We start from the raw sequence: 26,141 nt of genomic DNA on the forward strand, positions 1-26,141 counted from the left end.
CAATACGTTCTATGTTAAGCATCTTGGCCTTAAAATAAGGCTGGGTAGAGTTTATAAAAATGGAAATCATTACGGCAGTTAAAGGGTTTAAGGATATTCTGCCCGAGGAAACGGAAAAGTGGCGCTTCGTGGAGAACGTCGCCAGGGAAGTTTTTTCCCGTTTCGGGTTCAGGGAAATCCGCCTGCCCGTCCTGGAAAAAACCGACCTTTTCAAGAGGGGAATCGGCGAATCCACGGACATCGTTGAAAAGGAAATGTACACCTTCCTGGACCGTGGGGACGAGTACCTGACCCTGCGGCCGGAGGCAACGGCCTCCGTTATCCGGGCCTACCTGGAGCACTCGCTCCACAATGCCCAGGCGGTAACGCGGCTTTTTACCATCGGCCCCATGTTCCGCCGCGAACGGCCTCAGAAAGGCCGGTTCCGGCAGTTTCACCAGATCGATGCGGAACTGCTGGGCCTCGATGATCCCCGGGCCGATGCGGAAATCATCCTCATGCTCATGCACTTTCTCGACCGAGTCGGCCTGAAGAAGGTCAGCCTGGAGCTGAATTCCCTGGGGTGTTCGTCCTGCCGTCCCGCGTTCAGGAACGTCATTACGGAATTTCTTCAGGGAAAGGAGGCGGGACTCTGCGACGACTGCAAGCGACGCCTGGGCACCAACCCCCTCCGGGTTTTCGACTGCAAGTCGAAAGAGTGCCAGGAGATCATTCGCGGCGCGCCTCACCTCGGCGACTTTCTCTGCGGAGACTGCCGGGAGCATTTCGGAAAGGTGACTTCCGCCCTGGAGGAATTCGCCATACCCTACACGGTGAATCCCGGAATGGTCAGGGGGCTGGATTACTACACGAAGACGACCTTCGAAGTCACAACGGAGCATCTGGGCTCCCAGAATGCCGTGGTCGGCGGCGGCCGCTATGACCGCCTTGTCCAGGAACTGGGCGGCCCGGATATCCCCGGCATTGGATTTGCCGTCGGGTTTGAACGGCTGCTTGCCCTTTTGGAGGTGCCGGAGTCCGCTTCTGCGCCCCCACCGGACATCTTTCTGGCCTCCCTGGGGGAACAGGCCCGGAATTTGGCCTTTACCCTGTGCAATCAATGGAGATTGAAAGGGATTTACGCAGAGCAGGAATTTTCGTCTAAAAGCCTTAAAAGCCAGATGAAAAAGGCGGGTCGGTTGAACTGCTCCTATACGCTGATACTTGGGGACAGGGAAATCGAAGAACGGAAGGTCGAGCTGCGGGACATGAAAACCGGAACTCAGCAGACCGTTTCCCTTGATGATCTGGATCAGCACATTCTGAATCTTATAAAAGAGAGGTAACGACCTTTGTCGGATTTTCTAACGACCATGAAGAGAACGCATTACTGTGGACATCTGGGCACCAATCAACTCGATTCGGAAGTCATTCTCATGGGTTGGGTGCACCGCCGCAGGGACCACGGCGGGGTCATTTTTGTGGATTTTCGAGACCGTGAAGGCCTTGTTCAGATCGTCTTCAACCCGGAATTCAGCCCCGATGCCCACCGCGAGGCCCACAAGATCCGCAGCGAATATGTCCTGGCCGTCCGGGGAACGGTTCGCGGTCGTCCTGAAGGAATGATCAATCCCGACATGAAGACGGGAGCCATCGAGGTGATGATCGAGGAACTGGAAATCCTCAACGAATCGCAGACCCCACCTTTCAGCCTCGAGACGGACAGCGACATCTCGGAGAACGTCCGGCTCAAGTACCGTTACCTGGATCTGCGCCGACCGCATCTGCAGAAAAACATCATGCTTCGGAGTCGGGTGGCGGCGGAAGCGCGCCAATATTTCCAGGAAGAGGGCTTTATTGAAATCGAGACCCCCTTTCTCACCAAAAGCACCCCGGAAGGCGCCCGGGACTATCTGGTCCCCAGCCGGATCAACAAGGGGAGCTTCTACGCCCTTCCCCAGTCGCCGCAGATCTTCAAGCAGCTGCTCATGGTGTCCGGCTTCGACCGGTATTACCAGATCGTCAAATGCTTTCGTGACGAAGACCTCCGGGCGGATCGCCAGCCGGAATTTACGCAGATCGACGTGGAAATGTCCTTCATTACGGAAAACGACATCATCGAAATCATGGAAGGCCTGATGGCGCGCCTCTTTTCCCGCTGCCTGAACCGGCAGGTCTCCCTGCCCTTCCCCCGCCTTTCCTATGCGGATGCCATCAGCCGCTTCGGCAAGGACAACCCCGATGTCCGGTTCGGCCTTGAACTCCGAGACCTCACCGACATCCTGGCCAATACGGGATTTACGGCATTCCGTGATGTCGTCGCCGCCGGCGGCGTCATCAAGTCCATCCGCATCCCCGACGGGAAGCGCCTCTCACGGAAAGATCTTGATGATCTCCAGAATGTTGTCGCCATCTACGGGGCCAGGGGGTTGGCCTGGGCCCGGATCACCGCCGAGGGATGGACGTCACCGATCTTCAAATACCTGACGGCGGAAGAAGTTTCCAAGATCAATTCGAAAATGGAGGCCGCTGAAGGCGACGCCCTGGTTTTTGTCGCCGATACGCCTGCCGTGGTGACCGATTCCCTCGGGAACCTGCGGGCTCATCTCGCCAGAAAGCTCAATTTAATCGACCCCGACCAGTTTGCCTTCGTCTGGATCACCGAGTTTCCCCTCATGGAATTCAGCGATACGGAAAAGCGCTACGTCTCAACCCACCACCCCTTCACGTCCCCGGTCCCGGAGGATGTTCCGCAGCTTCGGGAGAACCCGGGCAGAGTGCGGGCCCGGGCTTACGATCTCGTCCTCAATGGCTCCGAGGTTGGTGGAGGAAGCATCCGGATCCACAGAAAAGAGATCCAGTCTCTCATCTTTGAGGCCCTGGGCCTCCAGAGCGAAGAGGTCCGCACCAAATTCGGATTTCTCCTCGATGCCCTGGAATATGGAACGCCGCCCCACGGGGGGATCGCCTTCGGGCTGGACCGGCTGATCATGATGATGACGGGTGCGGAATCCATTCGCGATGTGATCGCCTTTCCCAAGACCCAGAAGGCTACCTGCCTGATGACGGACGCTCCTTCCAAGGTAAGCATCGAACAGCTGATGGAATTGTCCCTCAAAATTGTCTAGAATTATTACGATTGACATCCAATAATAACCTCTTATATTTTAGAATATAAGTGCATGGAGAACTGTCTCTGCAGAGAGACTTTTATGATTTGGAGTTTAAGACATGGCAAAATGGAATCCCGAAAAAAGAGTCCTGAATCACCAGCATACCCGGTTCTGGCGCTTCGAGCTGCGGGATGTGGACGAACCGAATCTGCAGAAGGAAGTCTTTCCCTATGAAGAGGTCAGCCGGATCGACTTCGACCATCGGATTATTCCCATTCAACCGGCCGAAGAAATTTTCATTACCGATACGACCTTCCGGGATGGGCAGCAGGCTCGGCCGCCTTACACCGTCCAGCAGATCGTCGACCTCTATTCGCTGATGAACCGGCTGGGCGGAGAGAACGGGATCATCCGCCAGACGGAATTTTTTCTCTACAGCAGGAAGGATAAGGAAGGCGTCGCCCGATGCCAGGACCTTGGACTCCGCTACCCGGAGATCACCGGCTGGATCCGGGCGGCCAAGGAGGACATCCCCCTGGTCAAAGAGGCCGGCTTGAAGGAAACGGGGATTCTGACCTCCGTTTCCGATTATCATATCTTCCTGAAATTGAACAAGAAGCGCAGTGAAGCCCTCAACGATTACCTTGACATCGTCAGAGCCATTCTCGACACAGGGATTGTTCCCCGCTGCCACTTTGAGGACATCACCCGGGCCGATATCTACGGCTTCTGCATCCCCTTCGCCCTCGAGCTGATGAAGCTCCGGGAGGAAAGCGGCATCGACATCAAGATCCGCCTCTGCGACACCATGGGATACGGGGTGACCTATCCGGGGGCCTCGCTGCCCCGCAGCGTTGACAAGCTGGTCCGGGCCTTCATTGACGATGCAGGCGTCCCCGGGCATCTCCTGGAATGGCATGGCCACAATGATTTCCACAAGGCTCTGATCAACGCGACCACCGCCTGGCTCTACGGCTGCAGCGCCGCCAACTCCACCCTCCTCGGGCTTGGTGAGCGGACGGGCAATCCGCCCATCGAAGGGCTGATCATGGAATACATCGGCCTCATGGGAGGGACCAACGGGATCGATACGACGGTCATTACCGACATTGCTCAGTATTTCCGGAATAAGATCGATTTCAAGATTCCGGCCAATTTCCCCTTCGTCGGTTCGGATTTCAATGTGACCCGGGCGGGCGTTCATGCCGACGGCCTCATCAAGAACGAGGAGATCTACAACATCTTTGACACGACCAAGATCCTGAAGCGTCCCATCGTCCCGATGGTGACCGACAAGTCCGGAAAAGCGGGCATCGCCTACTGGATTAATTCGCACTTCGGCCTGACCGGCGACAGCGCCATCGACAAGCGGCATCCGGGAATTTCCAAGATCAACAAGTGGATCAACGAGGAATACGAAGACGGGCGCATGACAACGATCTCTTCCGAGGAGCTGGAAGCGAAGGTCCGCAAATATCTGCCGGAACTCTTCATGTCCGATCTCGAACGGATCAAATTCCAGGCTGCGGAGGCCGCCATTGCCGTCCTTCGCAAAATCATCGACGATCCGGCTATGAAGACCATGAAGCCCGAGCTTCAGGAGCCCGTGATGCAGCGGTTTATCGAAGAGTATCCTTCGATCCAGTTCGCCTATGTCGTCGACATGAACGGAAAGAAAACCACTAAGAACATCACGAATTTCGTCGATCGGGCCAAATATGAGAATTACGGAGTCGGCACGGACCAGTCCGACCGCGAGTGGTTTATCGAACCGATGCGTAAAGGAAAACTGCACGTCACGGATTTCTACATCTCCAAGATGACCGGCGCCCTTTGCTTCACCGTTTCCGAACCTATTACGGACGACAACGACGAGATGGTGGGGATTTTCGGCGTGGACATCAAGGTGGAAGACCTCGTCAAGGAACCGGAGTATATCGCCGAAGCGACCCAGATCGCCCTGAAGGCGGAGTATGACGCAAAGTACAAGTCCGATCGCTGGATGTAGCTTAAATTCAACAGCGGCGGCCGGATCGATTCTTTTCGCGTCCCCTCACTTCTCCAGGGTAAGCTTGACGAGATGCCAGCGGCCTTTTTCCGGTTCATAGCGAAGGACGCATTCATAATTCTTCCGCTGAATGGCTCCTTCCCAGGTTCTGGCTTCTACATAGGAGTTTACGGTGTATTGGTCGTTTTCTCCCTTGGTCACCCTTGTTTGAGCAGGTGATGGAAATTGTGCCGTCCATGGCGCTTTCAACTTTCTCATGATGAATTGCTGGGACACCTGAACGGCTTCTGTTTCCCGATCCTGTTTGGAGGATGTTGCGGCAAATTTTCCACTGTGAATGATCGAAAATACAATGACAAACAAGACGACCCCGATGGCGGAAAAGGCAATCCCTCGCAGGTACCTGGATATCCCCCCTGAAGAAGGCCTGATAGGGCTTCCGCATTGGGGACAGGCCGTGGATCCGCTGTCTGTCTCTTTTCCGCATTGACTGCACGTACGAATGGACATCTGCCCCCCGCTATGAACACCCGCGTTTTTCAGAGTTCCTCTTCCCCCACGCTTTCCTTTGCCGTTGCGGGAAAACGAATCAACAGATACGCGGTTTCTTACAAGCACCTTGCAGCTTCTGTGAACGGTGCCCTGACGATCTTCAAATAGCACGGGAGCTCTGGAAAGGCAACGATTTGACAGAAGATTACCAGTGCTCCTCGTTGAGGATGGTTTTTTTGAGCAAAAAACATCTTTCATCCAGATTTTTAAGGGCAACGAGGTATTTTATTTTTGTATATGGCGGATTAAGCCCCATGATTGAATGTGATGTCGCTATCGTCGGCGCAGGTCCGGCAGGATGTTCGGCTGCCCGCGAATGCACCCGAAGGGGATTGAAAGCAGTCATTCTGGAGAAGAAAAGAATCCCACGCCACAAGGCATGCTCGGGTATCCTCGTGCCGGATTCAATCAGAACTCTTTCGGAACATTTTGGCGACATGGCACAGGATGTCTTCGCCTCCCCATCTCACGTCCATGCCATGCGGATGCATTTTCCGAGCGGCAACGCGGGAGATATACCAATCCAGGGATTGATGATTTGGCGGGATCGTCTCGATGCATGGTTGTGCAAGTCTTCACAGGCAGTAGTTCTTGATGAAACAAAGATGCTCTCCTTTAAAGAGGGCATTGATGGCGTCGATCTCCTCTGCATCAAATCGAATGGAGAGCTTCTTGAAGTTCACAGTCGAATACTGATTGCCGCTGATGGCGGTGCGTCACGCACTGTGAAGCAAATTGATCCGTCATTAACGGCGAAATTGACCTGGTATGTTGCCCTGCAGGAAACCTATGCCTGCGAGTGTCATCTTGAGCCCGGTTTATTCCATTTTTTTGCCTTTCCTGGAATTTCTTTGTACCCATCCGCTTATGTCAAAGACGGCCTGCTGGTGATGGAAGTTGTCGCCCAGCCGAAAGACAAGGCCACCTCGGCCATGGCCAGATTTAAGGAACATCTTTGGAGGCGAATCGGCATCCAACAGGCGTGTTTGATTAGGCGGCTCGGGTGCAGGGTCACTTATGCAGCGCCAAAGGGATTGTTTTGTTTCGGTTCAGAGCGCATCCTCGTTTCCGGAGAGGCAAGCGGGCTTTTGAATTTCTTCGGCGAAGGTATTTCATCTGCCTTGGCATCGGGCAGGATAGCTGGGAGTGTTTCCTTCGAGAGCATTCGTCAAGGGGTATCCCCGGGGCGGCTTTATCGACAGGAAATTGAGACAGAAAAAAGAAAGACGGTGAGCACGTTCAATTACAAGACGCTTCTTTTCCAAGAGGGCAACGCTTTCAACTTCAAAAAGGGTTTGCAGGTGCTGAATTGGAGGGAACGTGTCAGATTATCAAAGAATCTGTTGAAGTGGTTTCTGGCGGTAAAGGGATAAAAGCCCTTCGTTACTTTGGATCTCGACTGCCTAGAGGCAAAAGCTGGCCGATGCCCATGACGATGATCCGGGCCGGATCGGTGTCGCTGAATTGCGCGGCCTTGGAAAGCGCAGAAGGCGCCTGCCCGACCGGTTCGTCTCCCAGCCGGAAGGTACCCCATTGGGTCGGGATGAAGTAACGTGCTTCCAGGTCGCGGAATGCATCGAGGGCCTCCCGGGCATCCATATGGGCATAATACATGAACCAGCGTGGGTGATAGGCGTTGACGGGCAACAGGGCGTAATCAATGCCGGGATAGCGGCGTCCGATTTCCCGATAGCCGATAAAGTATCCGCTGTCGCCGCCGTAATAGATTTTCCTGTCGGAACTCACCAGCAGAAAACTCGCCCATAGGGTGGTATTAGTGTTTTGCGTGATCCTTCTCGACCAGTGCTGGGCGGGAAGGCAGACGACCTGGCAGCGGTCGCCGCAGGAAACCGTTTGCCACCAGTCCATTTCCACCACGTCCTGTTTTCCTAGGCCATTCATCAGAGCCTTGAGTCCCAGGGGGACATAGATCCGAGTGTCGGCGGGGAGACGTCGGATGCTTTCGGAATCGAGATGATCGTAATGGCTGTGGGAAATCAGCACGTTTTTCTTTCCGGGCAGGGCCGCAAACACATCAAGGGAAAGACCGGGCGGGGTTTTCCGTTTCGGCAGCAGTGCCCGCTCCGAAAAGATCGGATCGGTAATCCAGTATGCCCCATCGATTCTGATCAGAAACGAGGAATGACCGATCCAGGCGATAAAATCGCCCGGTGTTGACCGGATCCGATCAGAGAGGTCCAATAAAACATCGAGAAGCTCCTTTTCCTCCTCCGGAGCATAGAGGGTCCTTTCGGAGAGCTGCCAGCGTAGGAAATCACGGAAACCCTTCTCCATGGGCATCCAGGGATTGAAATAGCGTCCGTCTTCCCGATGCGGGGCATAGAGAAGCGCCGGGTCTGCAGACTCCACTTGCGCCCACCACCTCTGTTCATCGAAGGGCCTGACAGGCAGCAAGCAGGAAGCCAGCAGCAGGGCCTGCAAAAGGATCGCAGCCGCAGAGACCGTTTTTCGATTAGAAACGTTCATGCGCTCAGATGGGCTGATTCGATGTGGTTTCCCTGCCCCATTTCTTCTTTTCCTCCTTCCTAAAGGATCCCGAAACAGGTCGTTTGGCTTAGCGGTGATCAACGGGCCTCCTGACTTCCGATCAGCGGCAAGACGTTCTCGGCGCTGAAATAAACGACCAGACGGTCCTTGACGTTTTAACGGGAATAATCGCACTACCATCAGATCTCCGGAATGAGCTCCTCCTTCTGCTCTTGTTTCAGTTTTTTCAGATAAATCTTCTTGCCGGACCATCCCCCTCCCGCCTCCATGAAAAGGAAGCGACCTGTTCGTTTGATTTGAGGTTCTCGAATGTTGACTCTTCAGATCAAGGACCTTATATTTGAAGCAAATCTATGTCAATTCAGCCGGCAAAGGTTATTTGACCTCACTTCAAAGAAAGGATGGTTATGCCGATGTTATCCTATGTAAAACTTTATGTCATCAGCCTATTTATTTTCATCGTTGTTGATCTCATCTGGATTGCAGGGATCATGAAGAATTTTTACCGGCTGCAATTGGGACCCTTGTCCAGGATGACGGGAGGAAGCATGAGCCCGAACATCCCCGCCAGCATCCTTGTTTGGATGCTCATTGTTCTTGGTTTGATCCTTTTCGTTCTGCCGAGGATTCCGAGAACAGGAACCGGTATTGAGGGTGTCCTCTGGGGGGGCCTTTTTGGTCTTGTTGTATATGGAGTTTATGATCTCACAAATTACGCTCTCTTGAAAGATTGGCGCCTTTCCATGACGATTGTAGATATGCTTTGGGGCATGGCCGCCTGCGGAATCTCCGGCTTTGTTGTCGGGCATCTGGCGCGAAGGCTTCTATGATTGGATATTGGATCAGATTTGAATAAATTTGAAACAGGCATTGGCAAATGTTCCGGAAATGACCAGTAAGTTGATTCAATCTTTGATCGAACGCTTTTTTAAGAACCTTACGCCAATTGATGGGGTGCGTTGGCTACTTGACCGACGATATGGCACCATTTCTTGTTAATGAACAAATAGTTAAGAGCATTTAAGCTTGTGCGAAGATTGATAAACCATGCTTTAAAACCCAACGAAAAGGCCAGATACCCTTTGCCCCCAGAGCGGGGAACGAGCGGTGGGGTGCAGCGACAGCCGGACCTACTGGTTCGACAACGCTATTCTTCCGGCGGTTCGTCCATCATCCACCAAGGGGTATTGATTAACCTGGCACCGTCGTCCTTCTCGTAGAAGGTATGCATGGCGTCATTCGTGAAGTAGCGCCAGAACCCCGCCTCGTACTGCTTGTCGATGATCTGGAATGCACCCTTCTTCTCCTGTTCCTTCAGAAAATCCCGATATGCGTCCAGTGGCTCGACACCAGCCTGCTGAAAGATGACTCGTCCCCCGTACTTTTCGTACAAGGCCTTGTTGATCATCCACAACTTGACGATCTGCTGCGCTATTTCGCGCTTCATGGGGCGCATCTCTTCTTCCATCCCCTTGGTCCGCTCATTCATCTCTTGCATCGCCTTCAGGTTGCTTTCAATTGACTCCAGATGGGAGGCCTTCTGCTCACGCTCTCGATCTGACAGGGATGAGCTTTTGAGTTCCTCAATCAGCTTCTTCCTGTCCGCATCCATCTTGATCTGGTGCTGCCTCTCCTTCTCCTCGATCTTCAGAATAAAGGCGTCCAGTTCTTCCTCTGTCGGCTCGATCTTATTCTCCGTGGCGAACTGCTGCAAGAGTGAGTCAAATATGAGTTCGTTGAGCTTGTCCTTTTCCGCTGCGGTGATCTTCTTCCCGAGGACAACTGCGACAACATTTGTATCCGTCGCGCCCGCCTTGGTACTATCGGTCTACGCGAAACACGACACTGCCAGAACGAACGTCACAACCGCTGCGATCATATGTTTCACATCTCTCCCCTTTCTTTCTCGAATGACTCAGCTCACCGGTTTGGCGCTAAGTATTGTCTATCCCAGATGATACGTTCCACCCCATTGCCGCTAACACCATGTTGAACAGTTCCTGCGGACTATCGGTCGCACCCAAGGCTCCGTGGCGTTTCACTTCCGCTACATACTGAGGGGCTCGCGAACCTGCATAGATGATAAAAGGAACTTCATATTTCGCCGCGCGAAGTTTATCAAGAAACCCAAATCCGAACCTGAAGTTAATGGCTCAAGTCCGTGAAGTCCTCAGATATCACCACTATGCATATCGCACAGAGCAGACCTCTTGTTAACGGATTCTTCGTTATATCCATTACTTCGGCGATAAAACCCATCCGCGTTGCAGAAAGCCGTCAAACGGGCTGCAGAGTAAGTCGGGATTGTCAAAAAAGTGGGATGTCACGCGCTGCGCATCAGTTTTGCCGCACACATAGTGGAAAACGGCGTCACGATCCGCTTCATCAGGAACTCCTCGGCCACGCGGATGTCAAGACCACGGAGATATGTCACCATGTGATCTCCCACGATATCCGCGGTCTGTATATTCCACTGGATAAACTCAGACCGGTGCCTACGATTGAGGTCCTGGCTGAAACTGTCCCACGCTCATGGCAGGAGGAAGAAAGAGATTAAAAGTTCATTAGCTGGATGAACCGTCTTTATTCGGGATTTGAATAAGCGGAGAGGAGGTTACCAGTGCTCCTCGACAATCCAGTGTTCAAAGGGGAGTTCCTTCTTCCGTGAAGACGGGATCAGTTCCCTGATGAACCGCGAAGGGCTGAGGTTGGAAAACCCGGTCCACCCCGATGAGGCGGTCTGGGGATAACAGAGATAGAGATAATCCTTGGCCCTTGTGGCGGCCACGTAGAACAGCCTCCGCTCTTCCGCTTCGCCGCCCTCCTCCCGCAGCGCCCGATCCAGCGGAATCATGCCCTCGGCGCATCCCACCAGCAGAACCACCGACCATTCCAGTCCCTTGGCCTGGTGAATGGTGCTCAGAACGACCTTGTTCTCCGCTGCCTCCCCGCTGTCCGTTTCCTCCCGCCCGTCGGCATCCATGTTGGTCAGGAGGGACAGTTCGCTCAGGAAATCCCCGAGAGAAGAAAATTTGCCGGCAAACTCCGCCAGCTGTTCCAGATCGTCCTCGCGTGAAGCTCCGTCGCTGTACGTTTCCTGCAGATACTTCCGATAGCCCCTGTCCAGAATTCGATCAACCAGGCCCGGAAGAAACGACGCATCCCCATTCTCGCCCCCGAGATCCGCCATTAATTGCTGAAAACGCACCAATCCGTCCCTGGCCGATTTCGAAGCGGCCTTCAGAAACCCTTCCGTTAAAGCAGCCTCCAGCGGTTTGTCCGATGCGGCGAGAAAGTTCCAGATCTTTTCGGCCGTTTTCTTCCCGATCTTCGGATAAAAACCCAAAAGCCGTTTCCAGGCCAGTTCATCCCTGGGGTTTTCCAGGATCCGCAGATAGGAGACGACATCCTTGATATGGGCCTGTTCGAAGAAGCGGACGCCGGAGCGGATTTCGTAGGGGATTCCCCGGCGGGTCAGCTCCATCTGAACATCCATGGCATGGAAATGGGCCCGGTAAAGGACGGCCATTTCCGAAAGGGGAACGCCGTCCCTATGAAGCTCGAGGATCCGTTGGGCGACGAATTCGGCCTGCTGCAGGGCATTCCGGGAGGGGACGACCACAGGCCGCACACCGGCTTCGCGGACGGCGCGCAGGGATTTGGCAAATTGATTTTCGTTGTTGACGATGCAGAGGTTCGCTAAGTGGAGAATTTCCGGGGTGCTGCGATAATTGGTCTCCAGCTTGAAAATCCGGCAGTCCGGATACTTTTCCGGGAAGGACATGATATTGGCGTAATTGGCTCCCCGGAAGGCGTAGATGCTCTGGGAGTCGTCTCCCACCACCATGATGTTGCGGTGCCGGGAAGCCAGCAGATCCATGATCTCCGCCTGGAGAAGATTGGTGTCCTGGTATTCGTCCACCAGGAGATGTTCAAACCGTTCACTGTAACGCTCCAGGACGTCGGGACATTCCAGCAGCAGTCGGCGCCAGTTGAGGAGGAGATCGTCGAAATCCATCAAAGAGGACTGGCGTTTGCGCAGATCGTAGAGAGCGGCCACCTTCCCGATCTCTTCCCTCCGGTGACTGAAAAAGGGATAGCGCTCCTCTAGAATCGTGGCAAGATCAAGCGCCGTATTGGCGGACAGACTCAACATCCCGTAAAGGACATTGGCCTTGGGGAAACTCGTCCCCTTCGTTTCGATGCCCGCCTCGACGATGCAGGTGGAAATCAGCTGCCGAACATCCTCCGTATCCAGAATGGAAAAATTCCGCGAATAGCCCAGCCGTTCGGCATGGGCCCGCAGCATGACGTGGCCGTTGTGATGAAAGGTTCCGCCGAGCAGACGGCTGAGATCGACGGGAACGAGTTCCCGCACCCGGTTGAGCATGGAGCGGGCAGCCTTGTTCGTAAACGTGGCGAGGAGAATCCGCTCGGGTTTTATCCCGGTTTCGATCAACCGGGCCACCCGGTACGTCAGTGTTCGGGTTTTTCCGCTCCCGGCCCCGGCAATCACCAGCATGGGACCACCCGGTTCCAATACAACCCGGCACTGCTCTTCGTTCAGTTCTTTCTTGTAGTTGATCATGGCGGAACATTCCGTAAAAAACTCAGAGGGCCTTTTTAACCGCTTCCACCGTGTCGGCGCTGTTGACGGATGCAAAGGTCTTGATCAGTCCTTCTTTCTCGTAGAATCCGATCAGGGGAGCCGTCTTTAAATTGTAGGTCTCCAGGCGATTGAGAATGGCCTCCTCTGTTTCATCGTCCCGCTGGATCGTCATGCTTCCGCATTTTTTGCACGTGCCGTCGGGCAGGGGGGGGTTGCTCTTGATGTTGTAGATTTCCTGGCAATCGGGATTGGAGCAGGTCCTCCGGGTCGTCAGACGGTCAAGGATCACGTCCCGCGGGACTTCCAGGTTGACGACGAAATCCAGACGGATGTGAAGCTTCTCAAGAAGCGACTTCAGGGCCTCGGCCTGGGGTATCGTGCGGGGAAAACCATCCAGGATGAACCCTTTTTCGCAGTCCGGCTGCTGAAGGCGGACCTCCATCATCTGCATGATGAGCCCATCGGGAACCAGATCGCCCCGGTCCATGTACCCTTTTGCTTCCCGTCCCAGATCGGTGCCTTCCTTGACGGCTGCACGCAGGATATCCCCGGTGGAAATCTGAACGGATCCGTCATAATCGGTCAACAGTTTGGCCACCGTTCCCTTGCCGGCCCCCGGCGCTCCCAAAAGAATGATCTTCATGTCGAAATAACCTCCTTCGTGTTTTAACGACGACCGTTAAGGTCGATCGCAGGGTTGGGACTATAGGAAAAAACCCGCGCAGGGTCAAGGAAATAGAGGTCCGCGGAGGCATTAATTCTTGACTTACCCGGCGGACCTTTTCTATAGTTGCCGGACTATGGCTGAAAGGAACAGGCTGAATTCCCCGAATTCGCCTTAGCCCGGCTCTCATGATTCGATATTCCTTCGTTGAAAATGCTGAAGCGGAGCTTTTAGATCAGGTCCTCGACCTGTACCGGATCGCCGGCTGGTGGCCCGAAGAGCCGAACCGGCTCCTGGCAGCCCGCATGATCTCGGGAAGCCATTTCTTTCTTGCCGCCATGGACGGTCAGCGCCTGGTGGGAATGGGCCGGGCTATCAGTGACCGCGCCAACGATGCCTACATTCAGGACCTGACGGTGCATCCCGATTATCGTCATCGCAGGATCGGCACCTGCCTGGTCAAAATGCTCCTGGCCCGCCTTCAGGCAGAGGGCCTCTCCTGGATCGGGCTGATCGCCGAACGGAATTCGTCTTCTTTTTATACCCCCTTCGGCTTTGAACCCATACCGGACTCAACCCCCATGCTATTCAAAAAATCATGATGTCATCGAAATCGTTCAAGCTGCTTTCCCTGGCGGATTTTCCTCGTCTGAAGCCGTTTTTTGAGTCCCTGAGGTTTCCCCTGGCGATTTATTCCCTGCCCTCCTTGATCGCCTGGAACAGCGAGGCCAATCCAACCTATTACCTCCTGGAGGAGGATCTTCTCCTCTTGAAAATGGGGGGGATGCTTCTCAGGGAGCCGGAACGCGATTGCCTGCTGCTGCCCCTTTCCCCCGCCCGGGACGTGACGCCGCCTGAACTGGAGGATATCGCCCGGCGCCATTGCATTCCCACGCTTTGCTTCGTTCCTGAAAATTATGTGGATCATTTCGGCGCTTCCACCGTGTTCGATCGGTTTTCCCTGACAGAACAGCCGGATTACAGCGATTACGTCTACAGGACAACGGATCTTGTCGAGCTCAGGGGGAACCGTTACCGGTCAAAGCGGAACCATATCTCGAAATTCCGCAAGATGTACGTGGAAACGGGCCGGGCAGCCGTCGAAGCCCTCTCGGCCGCCAATATTCCCGATGCCCTCATTTTTCTGGAGCGCTGGTGCGCGGAGAACAATCGCTGCCATCCGGAAGAGAACCCCAATCTCGCCCTGGAAAGCCAAGCCAGCCGCATTCTGTTGGAGTACCTGGAATTCCTGGAGGCCCAGGGGATCGCCGTCCGGATTGACGGAGAGATCCTCGCCTTTGGAATCGCCACGACCCTGACCGGTTCGATGAAGATTCTCAACGTTGAAAAGGCCGATGCGCACGTCAGGGGGCTTTACCAGTTTCTCGATCAGGAATGCGCCCGACATCTTTTTGGAGGGGTTGAGTTCATCAACAAGGAAAGTGACATGGGGGTCCCGGGACTTGCTTCCTCTAAAAAATCCTATGATCCGGTGAAACTGATCCGGTCCTACGAAATGTCGCTGCGGAACAGAGCAGGAATCTGACTCGAACGGGCGGGTCTTAGGGGAGGAGCTCATGAAACCTATCGGAACACGTCTTCTAAGGGGCGTCGAGTTTATCCGGCGCGATATTTGGAGAATACGAAGAATCCACCTTCCCCCGGGAAAATCCTTCTTTCTGAATCTCCTGAGGGTCCTGCTGCTCTCCGTTCGAGAATTTCTGGAGGACAAGTGCTACCTCCATGCGTCGGCCCTGACCTTTTATTCCCTGATCTCCATCGTCCCTGTTGCGGCCATGGCCTTCGGAATCGCCAAGGGGTTCGGATTCGAGAAGGTGCTGGAGGCTCAATTGCGGGAAAGACTGGCCGGCCATGAGGAAGTCCTCGCCAACGTCATTCAGTTTTCTCATTCTCTTCTGGAAAACACAAAGGGGGGATTGATCGCCGGGGTCGGCCTGCTTGTTCTCTTCTGGGCCGTCATCAAGATGCTCAAGCAGATTGAAGACTCCTTTAACGACATCTGGGGCATAAAAGAACGGCGGTCCATCAGCCGGATGTTCACCGATTATCTGGCCATCATGCTGATCGGCCCTGTCTTCGTTATCCTTTCCAGCAGCATGACCCTGTTTATCACGACCCAGGTAACCCTGATTCTGGAGACGTTCCCGTTCCCCGGATTTTTAAGCCCCCTGGTCTTCGTGCTGCTGAAGCTTCTGCCCTTCGGTCTTCTGTGGAGCTTTTTCACCTTTCTCTACATCTTCATGCCGAACACAAAGGTCCGCTTTTCTTCAGGCCTGCCGGCAGGCATTTTGGCGGGCACACTGTTTCAAATGCTCCAGTGGGTCTATTTCTCCTTTCAGATCGGCGTCGTTCAATACAATGCCATCTACGGAAGCTTTGCCGTTTTTCCCCTCTTCCTGATCTGGCTTCAGCTCAGCTGGCTGATTGTCCTTTACGGGGCGGAACTATCCTTTGCCTGCCAGAATGTGGATACCTACGAATTCGAGTCCGACGCCCTTCAGGCAAGCCACCGTGTCAAAACCCTTCTCGCTCTTCTGATCGCCTCTTCCCTGGTAAAAAACTTTGCCGCGGGGGGGCCCCCTTTGACGGCGCCGGAGATCTCGCGACGGCTCGAAATTCCAATTCGCTTTGTTCACGGCATCCTTTTTGAACTGGCTCAGGGCCATATCGTCGTTTCCGTATCGGGGGGCGATGCAGACGGGGAGGAGGCTTATCAGCCGGCTCTTGACATCAGAAGGCTGACGGTCCTATATGTCCTGGAGGCACTGGACCGCAGGGGTCTCAATACGCTCCCCTTCATCCATTCACCCGAATTTATGCGGTTGTCGGAAACCATGGAGCTCTTCGGTCAGACCCTTGAAAAGCTTCCGGCCAACAGGCTATTGAAAGATGTATGATTTTCCGATCTCGTACCGAGGATTCCAGAAATGATGGGACATTTGGATTGCCCGCTTTCCAGGGAGTCGGCCGTCGCCTTTCCCGGCGCGGGGGCCCCTTGAAAGCAGCCTTTGTAGTGCGTTTTCTCAGCTTGATCTATGGGCTGATCCTGGCCGCCATCTCTTTTCTGAACTGGAAAGGTCCGGACTTCTTCTGGCTTGGCGCCTTGAATCTGTATCTTCCCCAGGTCTTCTGGACAGTTCCGGGAATCCTGCTGACCCTGTTGAGCTTGAAGGTCGACCGCTCATGGAGATGGATTCCGATTCTGTGCATCCTCTGGGTCCTTGGCCCCATCATGGGGTTCTGCTGGTCGCCGGACCGCCCCGAGCCGGCACCGGGGGACGCGACGTTGAGGATCATGACCTGGAACATCAAGTACAAGGCTCCAAAGAGCACCATTCTTCTTGACGAGATTACCCGCTGCAGCCCGGATGTCGTCCTCTTTCAGGACGCGTACCGTTCTCTGCGGGGGCCGCTGGGGAACTACTTCCGCAAATGGCACGTTTATACCTCGGAACAGTACGTTATTGCCAGCAGGCATCCCCTGTCCCACCTGGAGGTGATCGAGCTTCCCCTTGCCGGAAGGGGAAAGCAGCAGTTCCTTCGCTGCCGCGTTTATCTCGGCCCCCGGGTTGTATCCCTGTACAACATCCATTTTGTGACGCCCAGGCAGAGTCTCAATGCCATCAAGGCAACGAGGAAACGAATAGGAGACCTGCCCGAAGCCGGTTCAACCCTGGTCCGCAACGCAAAGATCCGCACCGCCCAGGCCGAAGCGGTGGCGAAATACCTCCGGGACGAACCGGGACCGGTCATCCTGGCCGGCGACCTGAACGCGCCTGATCCGTCCCGCGTCTGCGCGACGCTCCGGGAAGCCGGCCTGCACGATGCCTTTGCCGAAGGGGGAAAGGGTTACGGCTATACCTACGGACACTTCCTGCTGAAGGACAGATACCCCTGGCTTCGCGTCTCATGGATGCGGATCGATCACATCATGGCCAGTTCCGGTTTCACAGCGCGGCGCTGCTGGACCGGAACCGGAAGGGCATCCGACCATCGTCCGGTTATCGCCGATCTGATCTTGAAAAGCCTCTGATTCGTTTCAGGAATGTGCCCCCTTTCAATACCCGTCTGCCCTTGCCCGCCGGGGATCGAAGGCTCTGCGTCTCCTTTTGAGCCTCAGCCGGAAACCGACGGCTTCCCACCAAAAACCCTCTGGAAAATGAAGTCCACATGCTTCAGGAAGTTTTCAATACGGAAGACATCCTTCAATTCCCCTTCCGAAAGGTACGAACGGACCTCATCGTCCTGCATCAGCAGCTGCTGAAAGGAAATCCCTTCCTGCCAGGCCTTCATCGCGTTCTTCTGGACGAGGGCGTAGCCCTGTTCACGGCTCATTCCTTTATCAATGAGGAAAAGAAGGACCATCTGGGAAAAAATCACGCCATGGGTCCTGTTCAGGTTGTCAAGCATCCGTTCCGGATAGACGACCAGCTTATCCACCAGACCCGTAAAGCGTCCCAGCATGAAGTCCATCAGGATGGTGGCATCGGGGCCGATCACCCTCTCCACGGAGGAATGGCTGATGTCGCGTTCATGCCACAGAGGGATATCTTCAAGGGCCGCCAGCGAATAGGAGCGCATCAGACGCGCCAGACCGGAGAGATTCTCCGAAAGGACGGGATTACGCTTATGGGGCATCGCCGAGGAGCCTTTTTGACCCGGCGAAAAATACTCTTCGGCCTCCCGCACCTCTGTCCTCTGAAGCAAACGAATCTCCTGGGAATATTTGTCTATGGAGGAGGCAATGATGGCCAGGACCGCGAAGAATTCGGCATGCCGGTCGCGCTGCACAATCTGTGAAGAGATGGGAGCCGGTGTCAGCCCGAGGCGACGGCATACATAAGCCTCCACCTCGGGATCGATAAAAGAGAAGGTTCCTACGGCCCCGGATATCTTGCCGGCACTGACCGCTTCCCTGGCTCGAACAAGACGTTCCCGGTTGCGGATCATTTCCGCATACCAGAGCGCCATTTTGAGGCCGAAGGTAATCGGCTCGGCGTGTATGCCGTGCGAACGGCCGATCATGACGGTGTCCTTATGCTGGAAGGCCTTCCTCTTGAGAGTCTCCAGGAGCTGATCCATATCTTCGATCAGGATATCCGAGGCCTGCTTCAGCAAAACGGCAAAAGAGGTGTCCAGGACGTCGGACGAGGTCATTCCCATGTGAATAAACCGGCCATCCTCCCCGACTTTTTCCGTCACGGAGGTCAAAAAGGCGATCACGTCATGCTTCGTTGTTTTCTCGATCTCGTCAATTCTGTCACTATCAAAAGCGGCCCTGCTCTTGATATGTTCAAGAGAGTCCGGGGGGATCAGGCCCAGTTGAGACATGGCTTCGCAGGCGAGAATTTCAATATCCAGCCAGGTCTGGTACCTGTTTTCCGGTGTCCAGATGGCAGTCATTCGATCTCTGGAATATCGCGGGATCAATATGCTTCTCCTTGTCTTTATTTTTTTATGTAAACAAAATTTCGGTCCCTCTCATAAACTAAAATAATCCAAAAAGGAATTAAAAAACTATCCATCCCCAAATAAATATATTATAGGAACGGCTCTTTGCGAATAATAAATGACGGGGTTTGCACTTTACAATCCGCCCATCCGCCTATTTAGAACATGACGGTTAACAAAATCGGTTTCCCCTCGATGCGATGAAAAAAACGCTTCTAAAAAAATTTCTCCGGCATTCCCTGGGATGGTCCTTTATCCTGCTTGGAATTCTGGGCTGCTTTCTTCCGATTCTGCAGGGGGTCCTCTTTCTCTTTGTCGGCTCGCTCATCCTTGCGCCTGAAGTCCCTTTTTTTCATCGCCAGCTCGGCAGATTCCGCACACGCCACCCCCGGATTTTTTTTAACGCCCGTCTGCTCATTCGCCGCGTTAAACGGTTCTTCCACCGGCGCCGCCTGCCGCTGTAGCCATGTAACTCTGAAGGATCGCGGCCGGAAATGAGCGCCGTATCCCAGCAGTGGATGGACATTCGAAATCCCTCAGCCGTTATGAGAACTTGGAATAAGGGTTGAATTTTGTTGCATCCGCCGGATGAAGATGTTAGGAGCGTGGTGTATGTTGAATTGCAATGCGATGACCATCAGGTGGAGGTTCATTCCATGAAAAAGATTTTGCAACTGCTGGTACTTGTTTTCTTGACAGCCATGGCCTTGCCGCTCGGGGCGAAGGATAGAGCGACGGTGGCCGTCGTGCCCTTCACTGTCCACAGCGCCGATAACATCGACTATGTGAGGCAGGGCATCTCGGATATGCTGGCGTCCCGCATCGCTGCCGATGGAAAAATCACCGTACTGGGCAAAGAGCTGATCCATGAAGCCATCAAGGACAAAGCCGGGAAGGACCTGACCTTGGCAGATGTGGCCGCCCTGGGGAAAAAATTGAACGCCGATTATGTCGTCTCGGGAAGCATCACAAAAATCGGAAACAGTCTGAGCATCGACGGAAAGCTGGTTGATAGCGCCACCTCCAGATCCTCTGTTGGAATCTTCGCCCAGACACAGGGCATGGATGAAGTCATTCCCAGGATTAACGATTTCGCCCAGCGCATTGTGCAGCAGATTTCAGGGGCCGCGCCTTCAGGCTTCTCCCCTCCCGCCGTTTCGGCCCCTGCGCCGCCGACCTCGCCTGCCGCCCCTGCCAAGCAGCTCCGCAGTGACCGTGAGTCCGGGATTGTCAGCGGCATGAAAAGCAGCCGGAAGGGAACCTTCACCTCCATCATCAACCCCGATTTCATCGAAGGTGCCCAACCTCTGGATCGAAAGGGATTCTGGATCAGCCAGAAGTACCCCGTTGAATTTCGAGGAATTTCCATTGGAGACGTAAACGGCGATAAACTGCAGGAGGTCGCTGTCGTTGATCGCAGCAACCTCTATATCTACCAGAAGAAAGACAAGGATTTCAATCTTCTCCATAAGATTCCAGGATCCATCCAGGACAGCTACATCGCGGTAGACGTGGCGGACATCAATCAGAACGGAGTTGCGGAAATTTTTGTGACCAGCGTCAAGGAAAAGCAGCTCAACAGCTTTGTCGTTGAATGGAAAGAGGGGAAATATCAGGTCATAGCCAAAGATCTGAGGCTGTTTTTAAGGGTGATCGAGCCTTCCGTCTCCTCCCCTCAACTCCTCGGTCAAGCCTGGGGCCTGGATGGAACGTTCAATACGCCCATCCATGACATCATCTGGGACGGGACCCAGTACAAACCGGGAAACAGGATGAAAATTCCCCAGGGCTTATCGGTGTATGGATTGACCCTGGATGATCTGGGGATGGGTGGGGGTGAAAAAATCATTGCCCTTGACGACTACGACTATATCCGGATCTATCAGCAAACGGAAAAGCCGCTGTCAAAACTCAACGTTTTCGGAGGAAGCGACGAGCTGCTGTGGAAGAGCGACGATGTCTTCGGTGGAAGCAACACCTACGTCGAGGACATCAACAACCCGAATCCCCTGGATGACGTGAAACGGACCTACATCAACCTGCGGATCCTGACCTACGACATCAACAAGGATGGGAAAAAGGAGATTATCCTGGTCAAAAATCTCTCTTCGGTCGGCCGGGTTTTGCAAAACATGAAGCTTTTCACCTCCAGTGAAGTCTACAACCTGGAATGGGACGGTCTCGGTCTTCTTGAAAACTGGAGAACGAGAAAGATCAACGGGTATGTGTGTGACTACGCCTTCAAGGATATCGACAATGACGGCCAGAACGAGATTGTTCTAGCCATGGTTTTATCCACGGGGGTTTCCGTTCAAAATCGAAGCGCCCTGGTCGCCTATAAATTATCAACCCCGCAATAAGGGGGTTGACAACGGCAAACAGGTAGTATATGGAGGTTCTTCCCAAAGCATAACGGCACAATACAGTCGAGAGATCATTTTTTTGAGAGGATATCCGCAGAGTATTTTATAAGCGGTTCCTTAAGAGAGTACGAGGCGGTGTAGCTCAGGTGGTCAGAGCATGCGGCTCATATCCGCAGTGTCCGGGGTCCGAATCCCTGCACCGCCACCAAAACAAAAAAACCCGGTCGGAAAACCGGGTTTTTTTATGATCCATATCCTTTCCGGATCATAGACGCTCAACAAGACAAGACAGGACCGCCGCAGTCGTCAACAGCCCTGCATCGCCGGGGGCGTGCAGGTCGTCTGCCGGACAGAGCGCCTTTTTCAAGATCCCCCACATCACGGAAACAACATGAATGCTGTCAGAAATGAAATCGCTCCCGCTCTTTTGCAGCAGCGGGCTTCCCTTCGTTGCCGCATCGAAGAGAAGCTGGGAAATGCCCCCCTGGATTACGCAGATCAATTTTCATATATCAAGAAGACCTGGAAGGAGCACAAGAAGCATCTCGCCGCCGGCGTGTTTCTCCTCCTCGAGTACCGGGGCGGGCCCGAACGGGCAGAGGATGCGGAACCCCTCATCGTTCTGATCAAACGTTCTTCAACGGTGTCGCAATCGGGAGATATCAGCTGTCCCGGAGGAATGTTGAACCCCCTGTTCGATTTCCTGGTCAGCTGTTTTCTCACAGTGGGAGTTCCTCCTATGCTAAGGGGAGAGGCTTTGAAGTTCGCTCGCCGGAGAGACAAGCGCACATTTCGTGCGATACGCCTGTTTCTGGCCAATGCGGCCAGGGAGTCCTGGGAGGAGATCGGTTTGAGCCCTTTCAATGTCTCCTTTCTGGGTGCGTTGCCGACCTATTCCCTGCGTCTTTTCCGAAGGACCATTTTCCCCGTGGTCGGACTTATAAAACATTCCTGGCAATACAAATCCAACTCCGAAGTTGAAAAGATCATAGAAATACCGTTAAATGCCTTCTTCAATCCAGGCAATTACGGCCGTTTTTACTTCCAGTCCGATCGTTCATGGCAGAAAAGCGATGAATATCCAGACTATTTTCCCTGCCTGATCCTCAGGCAGGAGGATGATACGGAAGAAATTCTATGGGGAGCCACCTTCAATATCGTTACGAACTTTTTGCGTATCGTGTTCGAGTCACCCCTGCCCATGTTCCATGAAAACACCAGGTACGTCAGCAAAATCTTTCCGCCTAACTACCTGAAGGGGAATACCAGGGAATAGCGGAGGGGCGTTCATCCCGACCAGGGGAAACGGGGTCTTTTTTTTGCAGAAGGGAATTTCTCTGCAATTTCCAGAGGAACACAAAGAAGATGAACATGTTTAAAGCCTTTGTTTTCGATTTTGACGGGACGCTTGCCGAGCTGAACATCGACTTTACGTTCATGAAAGAAAGCATCATTTCCCTTGCAAAGGGGTACGGAGTCGCACATGAATCCCTGGGGAACCTGCTGATCCTGGAGTTGATCGATGCGGTCCGGGAAGAGATTTCCAGGGAAGCCCCGTCCAGGTCCGCGGTCTTTTACCGGGAGGCGCATCACCTGATCGAGGAGATTGAACTGGAGGCCGCCCGCAGAAGCGTTTTACTGAGCGGCACGCTGTCTCTTCTGTCTACATTGAAAAAACAGGGCCGTTCAATCGGAATCATCACCAGAAACTGCCATGCCGCCCTGACCCTCGTTTTCCCGCAGATTGAAGACTATTGCGATGTTCTTCTCAGCAGGGACCACACCGAAAAGGTCAAGCCTCACCCGGATCATCTTCTGAGAACCCTTCGCCTTCTGGATACGGCACCGGACCGGGCGGTCATGGTCGGGGATCATCCCCTGGACATAGGCCTGGGCCGCAAGGTGGGGACCTACACGATCGGCGTTCTGACGGGAAACTCGTCCGCCGACGCTCTGGCCGCGTCCGGCGCCCACCGGGTTCTCAACTGTGCCGTCGACATTCTTGACTTCATAAGCTGAACTTTCAGCCGCTAAAATTATCTATTGACAAACATTTTGAAACTCAGTAATAAAAATCTCATAGAAAAGAAAATGATGTTCAGAAGACAGAATGGACGAAGGCTTTTAGAAATGACAATCCTCACCCCCAATATCCGCATCGCCATAATTATCGGCATAATTAGACCCGATCGTGATCGGGGCCTGATAGGGGGGTAGTCTTTTTCTGTATAGAATCGAAAAATCCGTTATCAGGTCGAACTGATAACGGATTTTTTTTTGCCGGAACTCAAGGAGAGCAAAAAAGATGACACAGCCAACAGACGTATTAATCTACGACACCACCCTCAGGGACGGAACGCAGGGGGAACGCGTCAATTTCTCCGCAGAAGAGAAGCTTCGGATCGCCCAGAAACTCGACGAGCTGGGATTCCACTATATCGAAGGAGGATGGCCTGGCTCCAACCCCAAGGACATGAGGTTTTTTGATCTTGCAAAGCGAATCCCTTTCAAGAACACCCGCTTGACGGCTTTTGGCAGCACCAGACGGCCCAATATCCGCGTCGAAGACTGTGAAAATATCCGGACTCTTCTTGCGGCGGAGACGCCCGCCGTTACGATCTTCGGAAAATCCTGGGATCTTCATGTCACCGATGTACTGGTCATTCCTCTGGAGGAAAACCTTTCAATGATCCGGGATTCGGTCGCGTATCTGAAGGCGAACGGCAAGGAAGTCATTTATGATGCGGAACACTTCTTCGACGGCTACAAAAAAAACAGGGACTACGCCCTCTTGAGCCTCGACACGGCCTGGAAGGCGGGAGCCGACTTTCTCGTCCTCTGCGACACCAACGGCGGCACCCTTCCCCATGAACTGACTGAAATCGTGGCTCACATCCGGAAGATCCTGCCTGAGGCTCCCCTGGGGATCCATGTCCACAACGATGGAGATCTCGCGGTAGCAAACTCCATTGCCGCCGTTCATGCCGGAGCGACCATGGTTCAGGGCACCATAAACGGCTACGGTGAGAGGTGCGGCAACGCCGACCTGATTCCCATCATTGCCAATGTCCAGATTAAAATGAACCGGCGTTGCCTGCCTGACTCCTCGGTCCGGCAGCTGACGAACCTGTCTCATTACATCAGCGACGTGGCCAACATTCCGCCGCAGAATTCAAGGCCCTTCGTCGGCCGCAGCGCCTTCACCCACAAGGGAGGCGTCCATGTAAGCGCCATTCTGAAGAATTCTGCAGCGTATGAACACATCAAACCGGAGCTTGTGGGCAACCAGCAGCGCGTCCTCGTCTCCGACCTCTCCGGTAAGAGCAACATCGAGTACAAAGCCAGGGAGCTCGGGATCAGCCTGGGAACCAAGGACGCCATCAGCACAAAGATCGTCAAGAAGATCAAGATCATGGAAGATGAAGGCTATCAATTCGACGCTGCGGACGGATCGTTGTCTCTGCTGATGAAAAAGATCACCGGCGAATTCAAGGAGCCCTTCGTGCTGGAATGCTTCAATGTCATCAACTCCAAAACGGAAAACAATCCTTCCTTGACGCAGGCCACCATAAAGATCGTCGTGGGCGATGAGGTGGAGTTGACCGCCGCCGAGGGCAACGGGCCGGTCAATGCCCTGGACAACGCCCTGCGCAAGGCCCTGGTCAAATTCTATCCCCAGATCAGCGAAGTTCACCTGGTGGATTTCAAGGTCCGGACCCTCGAAGGCGCCGACGGAACCGCGGCCAAGGTCAGAGTTCTCCTTGATTCAAGGGACGACGAGGAGGTCTGGAGCACCATCGGAGTTTCCACCAACGTCATTGAAGCAAGTTGGCACGCCCTTGTGGACAGCATTCAGTACAAACTCTGCAAGGATAACGTCAACAAGCACCATACAAAGGAATGAGGCCGCATCAAAACGGCTTCTTCCCCGCCAGGCACCTGCCCCGAGGCGGCACCAGCACCCCTTGTCTTTCCTGAAATTCTGCAGGGTGACAAGGGGTTGTTTTATTTCACCCTGCCACGCGACCGATCCACAAAGTTTTATTTCAACAGCACTCCGTAATATTGATATATTCATTATTTTATGTTATTAATCCAAGTTAATGAAATTATATCCGTGACACTGAAAGCACCTTCTCTATGCTGTTATCAATAAACAGTCAGAACCCCCAGGCCCGACTGATCAAGAAAGCTTCCGAAATCCTGCAGAACGGAGGGCTTGTCATTTATCCAACGGATACGGTTTACGGTCTCGGATGCAGTCTCTTCAATAAAAGAGGGATTGAAAAGATATACGAAATAAAAAAAAGAAGCAAAAAGCAGCAGCTCAGTTTCATCTGCTCCAACCTCAAGGACATCAGCCAATACGCCCAGGTGACCGATTTCGCTTATAAAACCATGAAGCGTTATCTCCCCGGGCCCTACACCTTCATTCTCAAGGCTTCAAGGCTCGTTCCGAAAATCATTCTGCCAAAGAAACAAACAACGGGAATTCGAATACCGGACAATCGGATCTGCATGGCCCTGGTGGCTGAGCTGGGGCAACCCATCATCAGCACGAGCGTCAAAGCGGATGACGATTCCTATCTGAATGATCCTGAAGAAATTGAAAAGATGTTCAAAAACCGAGTGGACATTACGATTCATGGGGGCATCATCTCGCCTGAACCCTCCACGGTCATCAGCCTGATCGACGATACCGTGGAAGTTCTGAGAGAGGGCAAGGGAGATGTTTCCGAATTTACCTATTGACATTCCCACAGGCCGAACCAAGGCGGCCAGGAATAATAAAAGACGCCGGAAGGAAAGCCCGGGAACAAAAGTCCGGGCTGCAGTCCGCAGGAGCGGATGCCTGACGCAATAAAAGGAATCT

General features: G+C 53.7%; 21 protein-coding genes and 1 tRNA gene. 16 read left to right on the plus strand and 6 right to left on the minus strand.

The genetic code is table 11. The features are described 5' to 3' along the window. Positions 1-59 precede the first annotated feature (59 nt). The 3 genes from hisS to ACJ77P_RS08410 all read left to right on the plus strand — a co-directional run bounded on the left by hisS (position 60) and on the right by ACJ77P_RS08410 (position 5,100). Positions 60-1,325, plus strand: a complete 1,266-nt coding sequence (gene hisS, locus ACJ77P_RS08400) for a histidine--tRNA ligase (RefSeq protein WP_408997985.1) — start codon at positions 60-62, stop codon at positions 1,323-1,325. 6 nt (positions 1,326-1,331) lie between these two features. Beyond that, positions 1,332-3,107 carry an aspartate--tRNA ligase gene (gene aspS, locus ACJ77P_RS08405; RefSeq protein ID WP_408997986.1) on the plus strand — a complete coding sequence of 592 codons (1,776 nt, stop codon included), beginning with the start codon at positions 1,332-1,334 and terminating at the stop codon, positions 3,105-3,107. 103 nt (positions 3,108-3,210) lie between these two features. Further along, on the plus strand, positions 3,211-5,100 hold the full coding sequence (locus ACJ77P_RS08410) for a histone-lysine N-methyltransferase (RefSeq protein ID WP_367359059.1): 1,890 nt from the start codon (positions 3,211-3,213) through the stop codon (positions 5,098-5,100). A 45-nt stretch (positions 5,101-5,145) separates the two neighbouring features. On the opposite strand, the gene ACJ77P_RS08415 is transcribed toward ACJ77P_RS08410, so the two are convergent. Further along, positions 5,146-5,358 carry a hypothetical protein gene (locus ACJ77P_RS08415; protein WP_408997987.1) on the minus strand — a complete coding sequence of 71 codons (213 nt, stop codon included), beginning with the start codon at positions 5,356-5,358 and terminating at the stop codon, positions 5,146-5,148. A 470-nt stretch (positions 5,359-5,828) separates the two neighbouring features. Here ACJ77P_RS08415 and ACJ77P_RS08420 point away from each other — a divergent pair, with 470 nt between their 5' ends. Then, entirely contained in the window at positions 5,829-7,025 is a 1,197-nt protein-coding gene (locus ACJ77P_RS08420; RefSeq protein WP_367359057.1) for an FAD-dependent oxidoreductase, read from the plus strand. Between the two features lie 10 nt (positions 7,026-7,035). Here ACJ77P_RS08420 and ACJ77P_RS08425 read toward each other — a convergent pair whose 3' ends face one another. Then, positions 7,036-8,139: an MBL fold metallo-hydrolase gene (locus ACJ77P_RS08425; RefSeq protein ID WP_367359056.1), complete on the minus strand. Its 1,104-nt coding sequence runs from the start codon at positions 8,137-8,139 to the stop codon at positions 7,036-7,038. A 434-nt stretch (positions 8,140-8,573) separates the two neighbouring features. Here ACJ77P_RS08425 and ACJ77P_RS08430 point away from each other — a divergent pair, with 434 nt between their 5' ends. After that, a complete protein-coding gene (locus ACJ77P_RS08430) occupies positions 8,574-8,990 on the plus strand; it encodes a DUF2177 family protein (protein WP_367359055.1) in 417 nt (138 codons plus the stop codon). A 317-nt stretch (positions 8,991-9,307) separates the two neighbouring features. Here ACJ77P_RS08430 and ACJ77P_RS08435 read toward each other — a convergent pair whose 3' ends face one another. The 3 genes from ACJ77P_RS08435 to ACJ77P_RS08445 form a co-directional block, all read right to left on the minus strand. Next, a complete protein-coding gene (locus ACJ77P_RS08435) occupies positions 9,308-9,874 on the minus strand; it encodes a hypothetical protein (protein WP_408997988.1) in 567 nt (188 codons plus the stop codon). A gap of 900 nt (positions 9,875-10,774) precedes the next feature. Further along, a complete protein-coding gene (locus ACJ77P_RS08440; RefSeq protein ID WP_408997989.1) occupies positions 10,775-12,748 on the minus strand; it encodes an ATP-dependent helicase in 1,974 nt (657 codons plus the stop codon). Between the two features lie 22 nt (positions 12,749-12,770). Continuing rightward, positions 12,771-13,412: an adenylate kinase gene (locus ACJ77P_RS08445; RefSeq protein WP_408997990.1), complete on the minus strand. Its 642-nt coding sequence runs from the start codon at positions 13,410-13,412 to the stop codon at positions 12,771-12,773. 209 nt (positions 13,413-13,621) lie between these two features. Here ACJ77P_RS08445 and ACJ77P_RS08450 point away from each other — a divergent pair, with 209 nt between their 5' ends. The 4 genes from ACJ77P_RS08450 to ACJ77P_RS08465 all read left to right on the plus strand — a co-directional run bounded on the left by ACJ77P_RS08450 (position 13,622) and on the right by ACJ77P_RS08465 (position 17,487). Next, positions 13,622-14,035, plus strand: coding sequence for a GNAT family N-acetyltransferase (locus ACJ77P_RS08450; protein ID WP_367359051.1), 414 nt, complete (start codon positions 13,622-13,624; stop codon positions 14,033-14,035). Next, on the plus strand, positions 14,032-14,979 hold the full coding sequence (locus ACJ77P_RS08455) for a DUF2156 domain-containing protein (protein WP_408997991.1): 948 nt from the start codon (positions 14,032-14,034) through the stop codon (positions 14,977-14,979). The genes ACJ77P_RS08450 and ACJ77P_RS08455 overlap by 4 nt, the downstream gene beginning before the upstream one ends. A gap of 31 nt (positions 14,980-15,010) precedes the next feature. Next, a complete protein-coding gene (locus ACJ77P_RS08460) occupies positions 15,011-16,351 on the plus strand; it encodes a YihY/virulence factor BrkB family protein (protein WP_408997992.1) in 1,341 nt (446 codons plus the stop codon). Between the two features lie 98 nt (positions 16,352-16,449). Further along, positions 16,450-17,487: an endonuclease/exonuclease/phosphatase family protein gene (locus ACJ77P_RS08465; protein ID WP_408997993.1), complete on the plus strand. Its 1,038-nt coding sequence runs from the start codon at positions 16,450-16,452 to the stop codon at positions 17,485-17,487. Between the two features lie 83 nt (positions 17,488-17,570). Here the strand turns inward: ACJ77P_RS08465 and purB are convergent, their stop codons facing one another. Beyond that, positions 17,571-18,884: an adenylosuccinate lyase gene (purB, locus tag ACJ77P_RS08470; protein WP_408997994.1), complete on the minus strand. Its 1,314-nt coding sequence runs from the start codon at positions 18,882-18,884 to the stop codon at positions 17,571-17,573. A gap of 221 nt (positions 18,885-19,105) precedes the next feature. Between purB and ACJ77P_RS08475 the strand changes: the two genes are divergently transcribed. The 7 genes from ACJ77P_RS08475 (at position 19,106) to ACJ77P_RS08505 (ending at position 26,020) form a co-directional block, all read left to right on the plus strand. Continuing rightward, a complete protein-coding gene (locus ACJ77P_RS08475) occupies positions 19,106-19,369 on the plus strand; it encodes a hypothetical protein (protein ID WP_408997995.1) in 264 nt (87 codons plus the stop codon). A 192-nt stretch (positions 19,370-19,561) separates the two neighbouring features. Beyond that, positions 19,562-21,265: an FG-GAP-like repeat-containing protein gene (locus tag ACJ77P_RS08480; RefSeq protein ID WP_408997996.1), complete on the plus strand. Its 1,704-nt coding sequence runs from the start codon at positions 19,562-19,564 to the stop codon at positions 21,263-21,265. A 134-nt stretch (positions 21,266-21,399) separates the two neighbouring features. Then, a tRNA-Met gene (locus tag ACJ77P_RS08485) sits at positions 21,400-21,476 on the plus strand. Between the two features lie 183 nt (positions 21,477-21,659). Continuing rightward, positions 21,660-22,544: an NUDIX hydrolase gene (locus tag ACJ77P_RS08490; RefSeq protein WP_408997997.1), complete on the plus strand. Its 885-nt coding sequence runs from the start codon at positions 21,660-21,662 to the stop codon at positions 22,542-22,544. An 89-nt stretch (positions 22,545-22,633) separates the two neighbouring features. Beyond that, a complete protein-coding gene (locus ACJ77P_RS08495) occupies positions 22,634-23,287 on the plus strand; it encodes an HAD family hydrolase (RefSeq protein ID WP_408997998.1) in 654 nt (217 codons plus the stop codon). A gap of 286 nt (positions 23,288-23,573) precedes the next feature. Continuing rightward, positions 23,574-25,172, plus strand: coding sequence for a citramalate synthase (gene cimA, locus ACJ77P_RS08500; RefSeq protein WP_367359042.1), 1,599 nt, complete (start codon positions 23,574-23,576; stop codon positions 25,170-25,172). Between the two features lie 236 nt (positions 25,173-25,408). Beyond that, entirely contained in the window at positions 25,409-26,020 is a 612-nt protein-coding gene (locus ACJ77P_RS08505) for an L-threonylcarbamoyladenylate synthase (RefSeq protein ID WP_367359041.1), read from the plus strand. The last annotated feature ends 121 nt before the right edge of the window (positions 26,021-26,141 follow it).

The sequence above is a fragment of the Syntrophus buswellii genome (assembly GCF_046097065.1).
Taxonomy (GTDB): Bacteria; Desulfobacterota; Syntrophia; order Syntrophales; family Syntrophaceae; genus Syntrophus; species Syntrophus buswellii.

Bases quoted from the DNA above. Each gene is read 5' to 3' on its own strand.
- ACJ77P_RS08455 (WP_408997991.1), top strand. From the start codon at position 14,032: ATGATGTCATCGAAATCGTTCAAGCTGCTTTCCCTGGCGGATTTTCCT.
- ACJ77P_RS08450 (WP_367359051.1), top strand. From the start codon at position 13,622: ATGATTCGATATTCCTTCGTTGAAAATGCTGAAGCGGAGCTTTTAGAT.
- ACJ77P_RS08495 (WP_408997998.1), top strand. From the start codon at position 22,634: ATGAACATGTTTAAAGCCTTTGTTTTCGATTTTGACGGGACGCTTGCC.
- ACJ77P_RS08425 (WP_367359056.1), bottom strand. From the start codon at position 8,139: ATGAACGTTTCTAATCGAAAAACGGTCTCTGCGGCTGCGATCCTTTTG.
- ACJ77P_RS08415 (WP_408997987.1), bottom strand. From the start codon at position 5,358: ATGAGAAAGTTGAAAGCGCCATGGACGGCACAATTTCCATCACCTGCT.
- ACJ77P_RS08410 (WP_367359059.1), top strand. From the start codon at position 3,211: ATGGCAAAATGGAATCCCGAAAAAAGAGTCCTGAATCACCAGCATACC.
- hisS (WP_408997985.1), top strand. From the start codon at position 60: ATGGAAATCATTACGGCAGTTAAAGGGTTTAAGGATATTCTGCCCGAG.
- ACJ77P_RS08460 (WP_408997992.1), top strand. From the start codon at position 15,011: ATGAAACCTATCGGAACACGTCTTCTAAGGGGCGTCGAGTTTATCCGG.
- ACJ77P_RS08490 (WP_408997997.1), top strand. From the start codon at position 21,660: ATGAATGCTGTCAGAAATGAAATCGCTCCCGCTCTTTTGCAGCAGCGG.
- cimA (WP_367359042.1), top strand. From the start codon at position 23,574: ATGACACAGCCAACAGACGTATTAATCTACGACACCACCCTCAGGGAC.
- ACJ77P_RS08430 (WP_367359055.1), top strand. From the start codon at position 8,574: ATGTTATCCTATGTAAAACTTTATGTCATCAGCCTATTTATTTTCATC.
- ACJ77P_RS08505 (WP_367359041.1), top strand. From the start codon at position 25,409: ATGCTGTTATCAATAAACAGTCAGAACCCCCAGGCCCGACTGATCAAG.
- ACJ77P_RS08480 (WP_408997996.1), top strand. From the start codon at position 19,562: ATGAAAAAGATTTTGCAACTGCTGGTACTTGTTTTCTTGACAGCCATG.
- ACJ77P_RS08440 (WP_408997989.1), bottom strand. From the start codon at position 12,748: ATGATCAACTACAAGAAAGAACTGAACGAAGAGCAGTGCCGGGTTGTA.
- ACJ77P_RS08445 (WP_408997990.1), bottom strand. From the start codon at position 13,412: ATGAAGATCATTCTTTTGGGAGCGCCGGGGGCCGGCAAGGGAACGGTG.
- ACJ77P_RS08475 (WP_408997995.1), top strand. From the start codon at position 19,106: ATGAAAAAAACGCTTCTAAAAAAATTTCTCCGGCATTCCCTGGGATGG.